The organism is Psychroflexus sp. S27 (assembly GCF_002810405.1).
GTDB lineage: Bacteria > Bacteroidota > Bacteroidia > Flavobacteriales > Flavobacteriaceae > Psychroflexus > Psychroflexus halocasei_A.
Genome location: NZ_NEXQ01000025.1, coordinates 1 through 16884 on the forward strand (window position 1 = coordinate 1; position 16884 = coordinate 16884).

General features: G+C 33.2%; 14 protein-coding genes. 8 read left to right on the forward strand and 6 right to left on the reverse strand.

Annotation, left to right across the window (positions count from 1 at the left end; genetic code table 11):
• Positions 1–281 precede the first annotated feature (281 nt).
• Positions 282–779: a metallophosphoesterase family protein gene (locus CAP47_RS10310; protein WP_100776554.1), complete on the reverse strand. Its 498-nt coding sequence runs from the start codon at positions 777–779 to the stop codon at positions 282–284.
• A gap of 83 nt (positions 780–862) precedes the next feature.
• Here CAP47_RS10310 and truA point away from each other — a divergent pair, with 83 nt between their 5' ends.
• Together truA and CAP47_RS10320 are read left to right on the forward strand one after the other, a co-directional pair.
• The gene (gene truA, locus CAP47_RS10315) at positions 863–1594 is read left to right on the forward strand and encodes a tRNA pseudouridine(38-40) synthase TruA (protein ID WP_100776555.1); all 732 of its coding nucleotides are present in this window, start codon (positions 863–865) and stop codon (positions 1592–1594) included.
• A 10-nt stretch (positions 1595–1604) separates the two neighbouring features.
• Entirely contained in the window at positions 1605–3389 is a 1785-nt protein-coding gene (locus CAP47_RS10320) for an ABC transporter ATP-binding protein (RefSeq protein ID WP_100776556.1), read from the forward strand.
• Between the two features lie 12 nt (positions 3390–3401).
• On the opposite strand, the gene cdaA is transcribed toward CAP47_RS10320, so the two are convergent.
• Genes cdaA through CAP47_RS10340 form a run of 4 tightly spaced genes read right to left on the reverse strand, consistent with a single transcriptional unit; the run spans position 3402 to position 7570 of the window.
• Positions 3402–4178, reverse strand: coding sequence for a diadenylate cyclase CdaA (cdaA, locus tag CAP47_RS10325; protein ID WP_100776557.1), 777 nt, complete (start codon positions 4176–4178; stop codon positions 3402–3404).
• A 5-nt stretch (positions 4179–4183) separates the two neighbouring features.
• On the reverse strand, positions 4184–5008 hold the full coding sequence (gene folP / locus CAP47_RS10330; RefSeq protein ID WP_100776558.1) for a dihydropteroate synthase: 825 nt from the start codon (positions 5006–5008) through the stop codon (positions 4184–4186).
• 4 nt (positions 5009–5012) lie between these two features.
• Positions 5013–5552 carry a hypothetical protein gene (locus CAP47_RS10335; protein WP_100776559.1) on the reverse strand — a complete coding sequence of 180 codons (540 nt, stop codon included), beginning with the start codon at positions 5550–5552 and terminating at the stop codon, positions 5013–5015.
• A gap of 41 nt (positions 5553–5593) precedes the next feature.
• Entirely contained in the window at positions 5594–7570 is a 1977-nt protein-coding gene (locus CAP47_RS10340) for a thiamine pyrophosphate-dependent enzyme (RefSeq protein WP_100776560.1), read from the reverse strand.
• A gap of 139 nt (positions 7571–7709) precedes the next feature.
• Between CAP47_RS10340 and CAP47_RS10345 the strand changes: the two genes are divergently transcribed.
• The 3 genes from CAP47_RS10345 to CAP47_RS10355 all read left to right on the forward strand — a co-directional run bounded on the left by CAP47_RS10345 (position 7710) and on the right by CAP47_RS10355 (position 9956).
• Positions 7710–8666, forward strand: coding sequence for an isopenicillin N synthase family dioxygenase (locus CAP47_RS10345; protein ID WP_100776561.1), 957 nt, complete (start codon positions 7710–7712; stop codon positions 8664–8666).
• 8 nt (positions 8667–8674) lie between these two features.
• A complete protein-coding gene (locus CAP47_RS10350) occupies positions 8675–9013 on the forward strand; it encodes a translation initiation factor (protein ID WP_093239166.1) in 339 nt (112 codons plus the stop codon).
• A gap of 70 nt (positions 9014–9083) precedes the next feature.
• Positions 9084–9956 carry a nucleoside phosphorylase gene (locus CAP47_RS10355; protein WP_100776562.1) on the forward strand — a complete coding sequence of 291 codons (873 nt, stop codon included), beginning with the start codon at positions 9084–9086 and terminating at the stop codon, positions 9954–9956.
• Positions 9957–10474: 518 nt separating this feature from the next.
• Here the strand turns inward: CAP47_RS10355 and CAP47_RS10365 are convergent.
• Entirely contained in the window at positions 10475–11140 is a 666-nt protein-coding gene (locus tag CAP47_RS10365) for a uracil-DNA glycosylase (protein ID WP_100776564.1), read from the reverse strand.
• 41 nt (positions 11141–11181) lie between these two features.
• Between CAP47_RS10365 and CAP47_RS10370 the strand changes: the two genes are divergently transcribed.
• The 3 genes from CAP47_RS10370 (at position 11182) to uvrA (ending at position 16879) form a co-directional block, all read left to right on the forward strand.
• Positions 11182–13374 (forward strand): endonuclease MutS2, encoded by a 2193-nt coding sequence (locus CAP47_RS10370; RefSeq protein WP_100776565.1) that lies wholly within the window; start codon positions 11182–11184, stop codon positions 13372–13374.
• Positions 13355–13768, forward strand: a complete 414-nt coding sequence (locus tag CAP47_RS10375; protein WP_100776566.1) for a thiol-disulfide oxidoreductase DCC family protein — start codon at positions 13355–13357, stop codon at positions 13766–13768. Before CAP47_RS10370 ends, CAP47_RS10375 begins: the two co-directional genes overlap by 20 nt.
• A 261-nt stretch (positions 13769–14029) precedes the next feature.
• The gene (gene uvrA / locus CAP47_RS10380) at positions 14030–16879 is read left to right on the forward strand and encodes an excinuclease ABC subunit UvrA (protein WP_100776567.1); all 2850 of its coding nucleotides are present in this window, start codon (positions 14030–14032) and stop codon (positions 16877–16879) included.
• Positions 16880–16884 lie beyond the last annotated feature (5 nt).

Consider the following 16884-nt stretch of genomic DNA (forward strand, 5'->3'; position numbering starts at 1 on the left):
ACTTAACTTTGCATAGAGCGTCAATAAACAAACAGATAAGACGGATCCTGGCCAAGTTGAGATGTCCTTTGAAATGAGCTTTGAATAGTGCTAATAATTGAGTATCTTTAATACCTGTACTGGAGTTCTTTTTTAAAGTCATTACTTGAAGAATAATGCTTTAATATACTGAATTCCAGTATTTTATGCAATATAAAGAAGATTAAAATTCACTTTACTTTGTTAAAAATCAAATAGTTAAACAATTTTTGTCGTGTACTAAAACAATTTTGAATAAATTTTTATTGTCCTCGTTTCCCCAACTTCACTAAATTTAAATTTTCAAGTTTACCTCGATTAATTTCAAATTGTAACATGGTGCGTTCTTGATGAAAACCGTGAATACCAGCAGCGCCTGGATTCATATGCATCAAGCCTAACTTTTTATCTCTCATCACTTTTAAAATATGTGAGTGTCCAGAGATAAATAAATCAGGTGGATTTTGTTTAATCACATCTCTAATTGGTTTTGAATAACGATTGGGATAACCGCCAATATGCGTCATCCAAATATCCATTCCTTGAATATTAAAACGCTGATGTAAAGGGAATTCCTTTCTCACTTCGTCATTATCTATGTTTCCATAAACGGCCCTTAAAGCAGCGCAATCTTTTAATTCGTCTGTCACTTTCAAAACACCTATATCACCAGCATGCCATATTTCATCAACCTGCTTAGCATATTTAAGAATCGTGCCGTCTATATAAGAGTGTGTGTCACTCAAAAGTAAAATTTTCATGTAAAATTCAATTTTAAATAATATGGCAAAGTCTTAAGAGACTCAACCACTGAGAAATTTTATATTTGCAAAAAATCTTTTTCTTGCGCTACAAAATTACATTATCTTATTGGGGTAAGCATTATCATGGCTGGCAATTTCAGCCAAACCAAGTCAATCTTCAGCAAACTTTTGAAGAAGCTTTATCACTTGCTTTTCAGGAAAAAATAAATATTGTTGGTGCGGGCAGAACAGATACTGGTGTGAGTGCGAAAAAATATATCGCTCATTTTGATACAGATCAAACGATTAATGATAAAGACAAGTTTATTTTTAAAATCAATACGCTTTTACCTGCCGATATTGCTTTGCAAAATATTGAAAAAACATGTGATAATTTTCATGCCAGATTTGATGCTAATGAAAGAACTTATCAATATCAAGTGACTCAATTAAAAAATCCATTTCTGATTGATTCTGCTTATTTTATAAAAAATAAAATAGACTTTGATATCATGAATGAGGCTTGCGATATTTTGAAAAAGCACACAAATTTTAAAGCTTTTTCAAAAGTAAAAACCAACGTTTATACCTTTAATTGCGAAATCTATGAAGCAAAATGGTTTGCGAAAGATGATTATTATATCTTTGAAATAAAAGCAAACAGATTTTTAAGAAATATGGTCAGGGCAATTGTCGGAACATTAATTGAAGTTGGCTTACACAAAATTAATTTAGATGATTTTGAAAAGATCATTATTTCTCAAGATCGCAGAAATGCAGGAAAATCAGTGCCTGCACACGCATTATTTTTAACTGATATTGGCTACAACTAAAAAAGAATAATTGAAAAAGAAAAAATCAACAACAGGAAACGCCTTTGACTTAAATCTTTTTAGAAGACTGATCAACTATACTTCAGCTTATAAAAAGACATTTTATTTTGTCGGTTTTGCAGCGATCATGCTTTCAGCGCTTGGTGTTTTGCGTCCTTATCTTTTAAAAATTGCAATTGATAACGGGATTGTTGCGCAAGATTTAGACACAACTCAGTTTTACATCATCATGATGTTAGTTGTTTTAATTGGTGAAGTTATTTTTCAGTTTAGTTTTATTTATTTTGCAAATTGGCTTGGTCAACAAGTGATACGTGACTTAAGAGTTCAATTATTTGAACACATGATGGGTTTCAAAAAACAATACTTTGACAATTCAGCCGTCGGTCGCCTTGTCACAAGAGCCGTCAGTGATATTGAAACCATCGCGAGTATTTTCAGTCAAGGTTTATTTATGATTATCAGTGACTTGCTTAAAATGATCGCAGTACTTATCGTCATGTTTTATCAGAGTTGGCAACTGACTTTATTAATTTTAACGGTTTTACCTTTTATTATTTACGCAACTCGTGTTTTTCAAAAAAAGATGAAAATCGCTTTTGAAGAAGTCAGAACTCAGGTTTCAAACCTAAATACTTTCGTTCAAGAAAGAATTACTGGGATGAAAATTGTTCAGATTTTTAATCGTGAAAAAACTGAATATGAAAATTTTAAAAATATTAATGAAAAGCATAAAAAGGCTTGGATTAAAACGGTGTGGTACAATGCCATATTTTTTCCGATTGCTGAGATGTCAACTTCAATTACAATAGGGCTTATTGTTTGGTTTGGAGGTTTACGGGTTGTGGAATCTGATGCGCTGTCTTTAGGTATCATTATCATGTTTATCGAATTAACTCAAATGCTATTTAGACCTTTAAGGCAAATCGCTGATAAATTTAACTCTCTACAAATGGGAATGGTTGCAGCAAACCGTGTTTTTAAAATTATAGATACTGATTCTAGAATACCCAATAATGGAAAATTAATTGCAAAAGACATTAAAGGAAAGATTGAATTTAAAGATGTTAGATTTAGTTATATCGAAAATGAAGAAATCCTAAAAGGAATCAGTTTTGATATCAATCCTGGCGAAACAATTGCCATTGTTGGTGCAACAGGTGCTGGTAAAAGTACGGTCGTTAATTTACTAAGCCGTTATTACGACATTGATTCTGGTCAAATTATAATTGACACACACAATGTCAGAGATTATAAATTAGGAAGCTTAAGAAATGAAATCGCCGTTGTTTTACAAGATGTTTTCTTGTTTGCTGATAGCATCCTAAAAAATATCACTCTTAGTAATCCTGATATTGATGAAAATGATGTTGTACAAGCAGCAAAAGATATTGGTGTTCATGATTTTATAATGAGTTTGCCTAATGGATATGATTATAACGTTAAGGAACGCGGAGCGATGTTATCTTCTGGACAACGGCAATTGATATCTTTTTTACGAGCTTATGTAACAAATCCAGCTGTTTTGGTTCTTGATGAAGCCACATCATCAATTGACAGTTACAGTGAACAACTCATTCAAAATGCGACTGAAAAACTAACAAAAGGGAGAACTTCTATTATTATTGCGCATAGATTAGCGACAATAAAAAATGCTGATAAAATTATTGTAATGGAGCAAGGTGAAATTGTCGAAATGGGAAGTCATGATGATTTATTAGGCTCTGGAGGTTATTACAAGAAGCTTTATGAAGCTCAATTTGAAAATCAAGACCATGATATCCAAGAAGCTTAATTTTAAGTTTCTTTATTGTAAATCAGCTTTTACTTTATTCTGAAGATCATCGTAATTATCATAAATTGAAAATTCTCCATTTTTAAGATAAGACACTTGACCATTTTCTTCACTAACAACAATTGCTATTGCGTCAGTTTTTTCAGTAATACCAATCGCTGCCCTATGTCTTAGACCAAATCTCAATGGGATTTCTCGACTATTACTGACTGGCAAAATAACTCGTGTTGCTGTGATTTTATCTTCTTCAATAATGATCGCGCCATCATGAAGTGTACTGTTTTTATAAAAAATAGATTTCAAAATTGGTTTATTCACCAAAATATCCATTTCATCACCAGAATCCTTGACAAAATCAAGTTTATTGTTTCGACGAATGACTATCAGAGCGCCAGTTCTTTTTTGTGAAAAATCCTTAATCGCTTCAATAATTCCATCCACATAACCTAAGTTTTCAGTAGGAGTTGAAAATTTAAAAGATTTTAAAAATAAGTGTTTACTTGTGATGTTTGTTGAGCCTAGCATCAATAAAAATTTTCTAATTTCTTGTTGAAAAACGACAACAAGAGCAATCATACCAACACCTATAAACTCTCCTAACACACTGCTCAACATTTCCATATTAAGAAGTTGCGTCAGTTTCCCTAAGAGATAAATGATAACAATACCAATAAAGATATTAATCGCAGCTGTGCCTTTAACGAGCTTGTATAAATAATACAACATTGTTGCGACAAGTATAATGTCGAGAATATCAAAAAAACTTATTTTTAGAAAATCTAAACCCATATCAATTATTTGGATAACTCTTTATAAAGTTCAACGGTTTCAACAGCTTCTTTAACATCATGAACTCTCAAAATCTTTGCACCTTGCTGTAATGAAAACATATTCAATGCTGTTGTCCCATTTAAAGCTTCGCTGGCTTCACAATCTAATGTTTTGTAAATCATTGATTTTCGAGAAATACCAACTAAAAAAGGTAATTCAAAAACATCAAATAACTTCAATTCACGCATAAGCTCAAAATTTTGCGTTCTTGTTTTTGCAAAACCAAAACCAGGGTCAAGAATAATGTCTTTAATTCCAGCCTTCTTTGCCAAACTTATTCGTTCTGAAAAATAATGTCTAATATCAACAATTAAATTATCATATTCCGTTTGCTTTTGCATGGTTTTCGGAGTTCCGCGCATGTGCATCATGATGTATGGCGAACCGAATTTAGCAACAACAGAAAATATTTTTTCATCGAGTTGACCACCTGAAATATCATTGATGATATCAGCACCTTCTTTAAGAGAAGCTTGGGCAACATCACTTCTAAAAGTGTCAATTGAGAGAAATGTTTTCGGAAATTCTTTCCTAATTTTTTTTAATAAAGGAAGTAATCTTTTTTGTTCTTCTGCAGCATCAACATCTTTTGCATCAGGTCGTGAACTGTATGCGCCAATATCTATAAAAGATGCGCCTTCAATCAACATTTTATCAACCTGATTAAGAATTTGTTTTTCATTCTGATGAAAACCACCATCATAAAATGAATCAGGTGTCAAATTCAGAATTCCCATCACTTGTGGTTCTTCTAAACTAACTAATTCTCCTTTGATGTTTATCTGCATAAACTTATTCTGTTTTAGAGACCGCCTCTTTCATCAGTTTCTTAGTCGCTACAACGCCAAAATGAATTTTCTCTGGTTTGACTTCTGCATTAATTTCTTCAAAACCAATCGTTTCTTCTTCAGAATTTCTAAAGTAACTTAAATCTGATTGACTAAAAACACCTCTAGGAATAATAATATCGTAAAAACCAGGATTCTTTGTTGCTCTTAAAAAAGTTAGTAATTTTCTTTTATCAGCTGGATCTATCGTCACTTCTATGCCTTCGCCAACACGTGTAATTTGTGCATTTGAAGGTAAACCTTTCTGCATTTCTGAAGCGTAATTATCCATTGCACTACCAATAAAAGCGCCTGATGAACCACCAATTGTACGGTAAGATAAATGTGCTAAAACTTTCTTTTCTTTGGAAGATTCAGCAACTTCTTTGGGCTCTTCTACTTTTGGACCTTTATCATCTTTTTTATCTGAGGCAGTTTTTTTTGTTCCACAAGAGAACAAGACAAACGCACTAAAAACAAGAATTCCTAATTGATTAAATTTCATAATTGTGTTATATCGACATTTCAAAGATAATCAAGAATTTTTTAATAATTCGCTAAATCAATCAAAGCCTTTTCTAATCTTGATTTTCCTAGAAATTGATCTTCCAATTGACCAGCAAAAGGAACAGGTGTTGGTAGACTTGTCACAGTCTCAACTGGTCCGTCTAAAGACTCAAAGCAATGTTTGCTAATCAGAGCAGAAATATCAGAGGCAACACCTCCAAAACTTGTATCTTCTTGTAAAATTAAAGCTTTTCCTGTTTTTCTAACTGATGATAAAATCGCCTCAGTATCAAGCGGACTTAACGAACGTAAATCAATTAAATCTACTGAAAGATCAGAATTATTTTCTAAAACTTCTAAAGCCCAATGTACGCCAGCTCCAAAAGTAATCAGACTGATTTTATCACCTTCTTTCAGCAAGTTGGCTTTACCTAGTTCTGTTGTGTAATAATTAGTTGGAACATCACTGCGCTGACTTCTGTAAAGTGCTTTATGCTCGAAAAACATCACTGGGTTTGGATCTTCTATAGCAGAAATTAATAAACCTTTAGCATCATCAGCAAAAGCTGGATAAACAACCTTTAAACCTGGTGTTTTTGTGAACCAAGCCTCATTGGTTTGACTATGGAAAGGTCCTGCTCCAACGCCAGCGCCACAAGGCATACGGACCACAACATCGGCATTTTGATTCCAACGATAATGAATTTTAGCTAAATAATTCACAATCGGATTAAAGCCAGAAGACACGAAATCTCCAAATTGCATCTCGACAACCGCTTTCATTTTATTGATTGAAAGTCCCATTGCTGCTGATACAATCGCTGATTCGCAAATTGGCGTATTCCTGACACGTTCTTTCCCAAACTCATCAACAAAGCCTTCAGTTATTTTAAAAACACCTCCATAATCTGCGACATCTTGACCCATAATCACAAGATTATCATTTTTTTGCATTGCCATTTTTAAAGCTTCTGAAATTGCATCGACAAAACGAATGTGATTTGTTTCAGTTGAAGCAGGTAAGTTTTTAGGCTCAAAACCTTGATAAACATCAGCCAGCTCCTCCTCTATTGAAGATTCAATAGGCGGTGCATTATTTGCTTTTTTAAGATGTGTTTTAATTTCTTCATTAAATTCATCAGTAAACTTCTTCTGATCTTCTTTTGTCAACAAATCAGCATCCATCAATGCTTTCTCATAATTTTCAATAGGATCGCGTTTTTCCCAATAAGCCATTAAATCTTCTGGAACATATTTCGTCCCACTTGCTTCTTCATGTCCGCGACGCCTAAAAGTTTTAAACTCTATCAATATCGGTCTTGGATTTTCCCTCACACTTTCTGTGATTTCCTTCATTTTAGTAAAAACCTCAACGACATTATTACCATCGATAATATGAGATTCCATACCATAACCAACACCACGATCAGCAATGTTTTCGCAATTATATTGTTCATTAGTTGGTGTAGAAAGTCCGTATCCATTGTTTTCGACACAGAATAAAACAGGAAGTTGCCAAACAGAAGCGACATTCAGTGCCTCATGAAAATCTCCTTCACTTGTTCCGCCTTCTCCTGTAAAAACTGCAGTTAGCTTTTTCTCATTTCTAAGTTTGTGAGCAAGTGCAATCCCATCAGCAACACCGAGTTGTGGTCCCAAGTGAGAAATCATACCGACGATATGGTATTCTTGCGTTCCAAAATGAAAGCTACGATCTCTACCTTTTGTAAAACCATTGGCTTTACCTTGCCACTGCTCAAACAAACGGTAAAGCGGAATTTCACGAGAGGTAAAAACTCCAAGATTTCTGTGCATTGGCAGCACATATTCATCATTATTTAGGTTTTGCATCACGCCAGCAGCAATTGCTTCTTGGCCTATGCCGCTAAACCATTTTGAGATTTTGCCTTGACGCAAAAGAGTTAACATTTTATTTTCAATAACACGCGGTTTTAACATTCCACGGTATAAATCAATCGCTTTCGTTGGATTAATTTTATCAAGTTGAAATTCCATTTGTGATTTTATTCAAAAATTAAAGATTACAAGTTTATTAAAAAACTTCTTGAAAATCTACCCTTTTGACATCTTTAAGAAAGAGAATCAAAAAGTAATTTTATTTCATTAAATTTGTGAGTTACTTTAAAAACATCTTATGTCTTTCACAAATATACCAAGTGTTGATCTTGCAGATTTTTTATCTGATGATCCAAAAAGAAAACAAAAATTTGTCGATGAAATTGGTCAAGCTTATGAAGAGATTGGCTTTGTATCTTTGAAAAATCATTTTTTAAGTGAAAAATTGGTTGATCAATTATATACTGAAATCAAAGCTTTCTTCGCTTTATCAGACGATATTAAAAAGAAATATGAACGTGAAGACATCGGTGGTCAACGCGGCTATATTTCTTTTGGAAAAGAAACAGCTAAAGGTCGTGAAATCGCAGATTTAAAAGAATTTTGGCATTTTGGTCAAGAACCAGATGCTGATGCGAATTTAACTGAGAAGTATCATGAAAATGTGGAAGTTAAAGAACTTCAAAATTTCAATAAAGTAGGTATGGAAGCTTACAAGCTCCTAGAAAAAACTGGAATTCATGTTCTAAGAGCTCTTGCTTTGCATATTGGCTTGGAAGAAGGTTATTTTGATCATTGGGCAAAAAATGGCAACTCAATTTTGCGGCCAATTCATTATCCACCAATTCAAGAAGAACCTAAAGGTGCTGTACGAGCTGGTGCACATGGTGATATCAATTTAATCACTCTTCTGATGGGCGCTTCTACTGGAGGTTTACAAGTACAAAGAAAAGATGGCGAATGGATTGATGCCATCCCAAATGAAGATGAACTTGTGATTAATGTTGGTGATATGCTTGAAAGACATACAAATAACAAATTAAGATCAACAATACATAGAGTTGCCAATCCGCCAAAAGAAGATTGGGATAAACCACGATATTCAATCCCATTTTTCATGCATCCGCGTTCAGAAATGCCTTTAGATTGTTTAGAAGAATGCATCTCCGAAGACAATCCAAAACATTATGAAGACATTACTGCTGGTGAATTTTTACATCAACGTCTTGTTGAAATTGGTTTAATTAAAGAATAAAACTTCATATGGATCTCAAAGACCAACTTAAAGATTTATTTCCAGATCACGAACCTGATTCTTCTGAAAAAGAAGAAACGAACAAAGATGATGAGCTTGACATTTGGCTTCAAGAAGACCCTTTACTTTGTAAATTTGAAAAAAGAAAAGGCAAAGCGAATACAATCGTTGATGGCTATCAAGGTGCTAAAAAAGATTTTAAAAATCTGACTAAATTCCTTCAAAAAGAATGTGGCACTGGAGGTAGTTTTAAAAAAGAACAAATTATAATTCAAGGGGATTCTCGAGATAAAGTGATGGAACTCTTGAATGAAATAGGCTTTAAAACAAAACGTGTTGGAGGTTAACCTTCAATTCAAATATAAAACTTGACAAGATCGAGCCATGTGCTCGATCTTTAATTTAAAAATTAAAATTATGATTAAAGATTCTGAACTAATTATCAATCCAAATGGAACGGTTTACCATTTAGATTTAAAACCTGAAGATATTGCAGATACAATTATTACTGTTGGCGATCAATATCGTGTTGAACGCATCACCTCTTTTTTTGACGAAGTGATTTTTGAAACTCAAAAAAGAGAATTTAAAACGCAAACAGGTTACTACAAAGGCAAAAAATTAACTGTTATCTCTACAGGAATTGGAATTGACAACATCGATATTGTCATCAATGAACTTGATGCTTTAGTCAATATTGACTTAGAAACAAGAACAGAAAAGAAAGAACATCATAAATTAAACATCGTTAGAATAGGAACTTCTGGTGGCATACAACCTGGCGTTGGTGTAGATAAGTTTGTCATGGGAAAAGCAGGCGTTGGTTTTGATGGCTTACTTCACTATTATGAGCATTCGGGAATTGTTAACGAAAAAGCAACTGAAGCACTTAATAAACATCTTGATATTTCTTCAAAAAAACCTGAACCTTATATTGTTGATTGTGATCCTGAATTGGCTGCACTTTTCGAAAATGACGAGCAAGTTATCTCGGGTTACACAGGGACAAACTTAGGATTCTACGGACCACAAGGCCGTCGATTAAGAATACCACTTAAAGATGCTAATTTTATTGATCAATTAGTAAGTTTTAGACATCAAGATCAACGCATCACGAATTTAGAAATGGAAACAAGTGCTATTTATAGCTTGTCAAAAATTCTTGGTCATGGTGCATTGTCAATGAATGCCATTGTTGCCAACAGAGCTGATGGAGAATTTAGCGAAGACCCAAAAGCAGCAGTCAAATCATTGATTGAATTTACACTTGATAAGTTAGTTCAGTTGTAAAATAACCTTGATAAATTAAATAATTTAAGCCTGATCTTTTATCAGGCTTTTTTATGCTCTCTTTTTAAAGTGGTAAAATTTAGAGTTCATTCAAAAAATATATCGGAGACCATGAAATTATCTTAAAAATTTAACATATAAGATTTATAATTAAAACAAATTTCATTATTATAGTTTTTAAAATTTATATAATTAATTGAAAATCAAATAATTACACACTAATTCCCCAAGCAATGAATTTAATTAAAATAAAAAATCTCATTTAAAATTTATATTTTCTTTTAGTATCACGCAACCTTTTGTTTAGTTTTGCATCTACTAAGTAAATCTATTATTAATGCTTCTGACTATTGCTATCATTTTAGGCGTTTTGGTTTTGGTGAATATCTTTCTTTTGATATTCAGCTGCAACTCACCAGAGGATGATTTAAAAAATAAAAATTCTAAGAAAAAACCTATTCTGCCAAAAGGTTTAAGCAAGAGCAAAAGCAAGCACATTGTTTTTGCTGATAAGTAACTTACCAGTTTATTTTTGACTTATTTTTTTCTTCCAAATAAGCATTTGCTTTTGAAAAATGCTGATTTCCAAACCAATAACCACGATTAGCTGATAATGGCGATGGATGACCAGATTCTAAAATCAGATGTTTTTTATGATCTATAATCTTTGCTTTTTTCTTGGCAAAACCTCCCCAAAGCATAAACACTAAACTTTCTCTTTCACTTGATAAAGTCTCGATAACTTGGTTTGTAAATTTCTCCCATCCTTTATCTCTATGACTTCCTGGGTTGTGTGCCCTCACAGACAAAATTGCATTTAGTAAAAGTACGCCTTGTTTTGCCCAATGGGTCAAATTACCATGTGTCTGAGGTGCGATATTCAAATCTGTTTCTATTTCCTTAAAAATGTTTTTTAATGAAGGTGGCATGGCTGTCGTTTTAGGCACTGAAAAAGATAAACCATCAGCTTGGTTATAATTATGATATGGATCTTGACCTAATATAACGACTTTGACATCTTCAAAAGCTGTCAAATCAAAAGCTCTAAATAAATCTGAACTTTTAGGGAAACACTGATGGTTTTGATATTCATCTTTCACAAAAGCGACTAAATCTTCGAAATATTCTTTGTCAAATTCATCTTTTAAGTTTTTTTTCCAACTTGTCTCTATCTTAACATCCATGATTTTCAGTATTTTTGTGCGTTGCGAATGTATTCAAACTTATGATAAAAATTAAACAGAAAAGTTTACAAGATTTAGAATTTGATCAAGTTAAAGAACAGTTGAGTGAGTTTTGTGTCACAGATATTGGCTTGCAGAAAGCGCTTTCATTGAAGCCCTATGAAAAAAAGAGTAGACTGCTTAACGAAATCGAATTAACAAAAGAATATAAATCCTCTGAGTTTGAAGAAAAACCTATTCCAAATCATGGGTTTGAAGCTATTACCGAAGAAGTTAAACTCCTTCAAATTGAAGGTTCAAAACTTGAACTCGTTTCATTTAGGAAGTTTCTGAACATATCTGAAACAACAAATAATCATCTTTTATTTTTCAAAAAATATCAGCCACTTTATCCGAGATTATATCAAAAATCAAGTGAAGTAGAATACACTGACGCTGTTGTGATTAAAATCAAATCGGTTGTTAACCGTTTTGGTGAAATCCGTGATGATGCTTCTCCACAACTTCAAAGCATCAGAAGGCAAATCAATCAAATTAAAGGTCGGTTAAATTCAAGCTTCGCCAAAGCTCTAGCCAAATACAATTCTTATGGTTATTTAAGCGACATCAAAGAATCTGTCGTTGATAATTATCGTGTTTTGGCAGTACCAGCAATGCATAAACGCAAAGTTAAGGGTAGTACGCTGGGGAGTTCGAAATCTGGTAATATTGTTTACATTCAACCTGAAGAGACACATGAAGCTGAGCGAGACTTAAGCCATTTGATTCATGAAGAGAAAGAAGAAATCAACAAAATATTAAAAGAACTCACTGAATTTGTCAGACCTTTTTCTGAGTTATTTCTTGATTATCAAAACTATTTAAGCGCGATCGATGTGATTGCTGCCAAAATTAAATATGCTGAACTTTATGAAGGTTTGCTTCCAAAACTTTCGGAAACCAAAGAGATTTACTTAAAGGATGCTTATCACCCACTTCTTTTAATCAACCATAATAAGAATAGTAAAAAAACCTATCCTCAAGATATCAGTCTCAATGAAAAACAGCAGATAATCGTGATTTCAGGACCTAATGCTGGTGGTAAAAGTATCACGCTTAAAACCGTTGGTTTGTTACAAGTCATGTATCAATCAGCCATGCCAATTCCTGTTCATGAGTTTTCTCGTATGAGTGTTTTCGATAAAGTTTTAACAGATATTGGAGATAACCAAAGTATTGAAAATCATTTAAGTACCTACAGTTATCGTTTAAAAAACATGCGTAAATTCATCAAAGCATGCAATGCGAAAACTTTATTTTTAATAGATGAATTTGGTACCGGAACAGATCCTGAGCTTGGTGGCGCTTTAGCTGAAACCTTTTTAGAAGTTTTTCATGAAAAAGGTGCTTACGGCATTATCACAACACATTATGCCAATCTGAAAACGATGGCAAATGAAAATCCGGCTATTGTCAATGCAAACATGATGTTTGATAATAACAGTTTAGAGCCAATTTTTAAGCTAAAATTGGGTGAAGCAGGTAGTTCATTTACCTTTGAAGTTGCACAAAAAAACGGTATTCCATACAGCTTAATCAATCGTTCAAAAAAGAAAGTAGAACGCGGAAAACTGCGTTTTGATAAAAGTATTGCAAAGCTTCAACAGGAGCGATCACAACTTTCAAAAACAAAAAACAAGCTACAGGAAGCGGCATCTCAAGCGGATGAAGAACAGAGAAAATTAGATGAAAAGAATACGCGTATTCAAGAAAAATTAGAGAGTTACCAAGAACTTTATGATGCCAATCAAAGATTGATTAACATTGGAGAGAAAGTCAATAGCCTTTCAATACAATATTTCAATAATAAAAATAGGAAACAACTGATTGGAAATCTTTTAAAACTAGTTGAAAAAGAAAACTCAAAAAGAATTAAACTTTCTCAACAAGAAGAAAAACGTAAAAAACAAGCTGAAAGAAAAATCCAAAAAGAGGTTGAAAAAAAGGTCGAAAATATTCGTACTAAAAAGAAGAAAGAGAAAGAAAAAGCAAAAAAAGAAAACAATCAAGAAAAGCCAAAAGCTGAAATTTACGTCGGTGACAGCGTCAGACTCATCAACGGAAGAGCTGTTGGTACACTTGACAAATTTGAAAAAAATAAGGCCATAGTTAATTATGGTGCTTTTACAACCTCAGTTTCTCCTGAAGAATTAGAGCTCGTTAAACGTAACAATCATGGAAATACCAAAAAATAAACAAATCGTTTTATTTGATGGCGTTTGTAATTTATGCCACAACGCTGTTCAATTTATCATTAAAAGAGATCCTAAAGACAAGTTTGTTTTTGCTTCTCTAGACAGTGAAATTGGTGAAAAGTTACTTTCTGATCGACATATTGATCGAAGTAAAATTGATTCAATCGTCTTGATTATTCCAGATGACGCTTACTTCATCAAATCTGATGCGGCCTTAGAAATATCAAAATCTTTATCCAGTATTTACCCTATATTTAGTTATTTTTCAATCTTACCTCAAGCTTTCAGAGATTTTGTTTACGATTTAATTGCAAAAAATAGATATCGTATTTTTGGAAAAAAGGAAGAATGTCCGTTGCCTTCTCCAGCTCAAAGAGAAAAGTTTTTATCTTAGTTTATCTCTAAAATAATATAAAAACAGAAGTCCGCCATAAATGACGGACTTCCTCCCTAACCAAAATATCTCAATGAGATAAAAACTAAATTGTAATTAAAGATAATTACAATTACAAATTTACTTTGAATTGTCCTTTCCAAAACTTAATTATTACCCAAATATGTTGAGTACATTGTTAAAAAACAAAGTAATAATATTAATAATCTCTTATCAATTGATTATTCAAAATCAGGCTTAATTTGAGTAAATTTGCCAGCTATGAAAAAAAATCCTGAAGAATATATTGAAGTTTATGGTGCGAGAGCTCATAACTTAAAAAATATCGATGTCAAAATACCTCGTGATAAGTTAGTTGTCATCACTGGCTTATCTGGCTCAGGAAAGTCTTCACTTGCGTTTGATACAATATATGCAGAAGGTCAGCGCCGATATATTGAAACTTTTTCAGCTTATGCAAGACAATTTCTTGGTGGTCTTGAACGCCCAGATGTTGATAAAATTGATGGCCTTTCTCCTGTTATTTCTATCGAACAAAAAACAACTTCAAAAAGTCCGAGAAGTACAGTTGGAACGATTACCGAAATCTATGATTTCATCCGTTTGTTATATGCAAGAATTGGTGTTGCCTACAGTTACAAAACCAATGAAAAAATGATCAGTTTTACCGAGGAAGAAATCCTTGATAAAATAAGTCAAGATTTTGATGGAAAACGCATCAACATTTTAGCGCCAATTGTCAAATCTAGAAAAGGACACTACAGAGAACTTTTTGAACAAATTGCTAAACAAGGTTTTTTAAAAGTACGTGTTGATGGCGAAATCAGAGACATTGAAAAAGGTATGAAAATCGAGCGTTACAAAACGCATGATATTGAAATTGTTGTTGATAGATTGAAAGTTTCTAAAGATGAAAAAGATCAAAAACGCTTATCTGAAAGTATTTCGACAGCGATGCAACGTGGTGATGACGTTTTGATGATTTTAGAACACAAAAGCAAAACGCCAAAATTCTTCAGTAAAAACTTAATGTGTCCAACAACTGGAATTTCATATCCGCTACCTGAGCCAAATAATTTTTCTTTTAACACACCAAAAGGCGCTTGTCCAAAGTGTAATGGTTTAGGTCAAGTTTATATTGCTAATCCAGATAAAATAATTCCTAACAAAGAATTATCAATTCGACAAGGTGCTTTAGAACCACAAGGCAAATACAAAAAAACAAATTGGATATTCAAGCAAATCGCTCTTATCGCTGAACATTATGAATTCAGTATAGATACGCCTGTTAAAGATATTCCTAAAGAAGCGATTGACACAATTTTATACGGTGGGAAAGCCAGTTTCAAAAAATATGGTGAGGCTGCAAAAGTCACAGCTGAAAAATCTTATGATTTTGAAGGAATTGCACATTTTATAGAAAAAACTTATGCGCTGAAAGAATCTTCTGCCAGCTTAAAACGTTGGGCCAAAAAATACATGAACGATAAGCTTTGCGATAAGTGCAATGGATCTCGACTTCAAAAAGAAGCTTTATATTATCGTTTTAACGACAAAACAATTCAGGATCTCATCAATATGGATATTGATGAATTAAGTGAGTTTTTTAAAAAATCTAAAAAAGAGCTAAATCAAAAGCAACTAAAAATTGGAGGAGAGATTATTAAAGAGATTTCAACTCGACTTCAATTTTTATTAGATGTTGGGCTTAATTATTTGAATATTAACAGAGCTTCTAAAAGTTTATCTGGTGGTGAAGCACAACGTATTAGGCTGGCAACTCAAGTTGGTTCTCAACTTGTTGGCGTGCTTTATATTCTTGATGAGCCAAGCATTGGTTTGCATCAGCGCGATAATGAAAAATTGATTAATTCACTGATCACTTTACGTGATGTTGGAAACTCAATAATTGTCGTTGAGCATGATAAAGATATGATTGAAAGAGCTGATCACGTGATTGATATTGGTCCAAAAGCAGGAAAAAATGGTGGGCAAATCATCAGTGAAGGCACGCCAAAAGAAACATTAAAACAAAGAACGCTGACCGCCGATTATCTTTCTGGTGAGCGGCAAATTGAAATTCCGGAACGCCGTAGAAAAGGAAATGGTAATTTCTTGAAGCTTAAAGGTGCAAAAGGAAATAATCTTAAAAATGTTTCTATTAAAATTCCTTTGGGAACAATGATCGCTGTGACTGGCGTTTCAGGAAGTGGAAAGTCGACTTTAATCAATGAGACGCTTTACCCGATTCTTAATAATCATATTTACAACGGCGTTAAAGAACCTTTAGCTTATGATAGCATTAAAGGTTTAGAACATATTGATAAAGTGATTGACATCAACCAATCGCCAATTGGGAGAACGCCAAGATCAAACCCGGCAACTTACACAGGCGTTTTTGACGAAATCAGATCTTTATTTGCAAAAACACCTGAGTCGTTAATTCGCGGTTATAAACCAGGACGTTTCAGTTTTAATGTCAAAGGTGGTCGTTGCGAAGTTTGTGGTGGTGCTGGCGTTAAAGTTATTGAAATGAATTTCTTGCCAGATGTTCACGTCGAATGTGAATCTTGTATGGGAAAAAGATTCAATAGAGAAACTTTAGAGATTAGATACAAAGGCAAATCTATCGGTAATGTTCTTGAAATGACTATCGATGAAGCCACTGATTTTTTTGAACCTATTCCTAAAATTTATCGAAAACTAAAAACAATTAAAGATGTTGGTTTAGGTTATATCACGCTGGGACAACAAAGCACCACATTATCTGGCGGTGAGGCACAAAGAATTAAGTTAGCAACTGAACTATCCAAAAAAAGTAGTGGACAAACATTTTATATTCTTGATGAACCCACAACAGGTTTGCATTTTGAAGATATTAAAATCTTGATGAATGTCCTTGAAAAACTTGTAACTAAAGGTAATACTGTTCTAATTATTGAGCACAACATGGATGTCATTAAACTCGCTGATTACATCTTTGATATTGGTTACGAAGGCGGTAAAAATGGCGGTCAACTTGTTGCAGAGGGAACGCCTGAAAAATTGATTAAAGACAAAAAAAGTTATACGGCAAAGTTTCTAAAAAAAGAGCTACTTTTGCCATCCTGAAATTT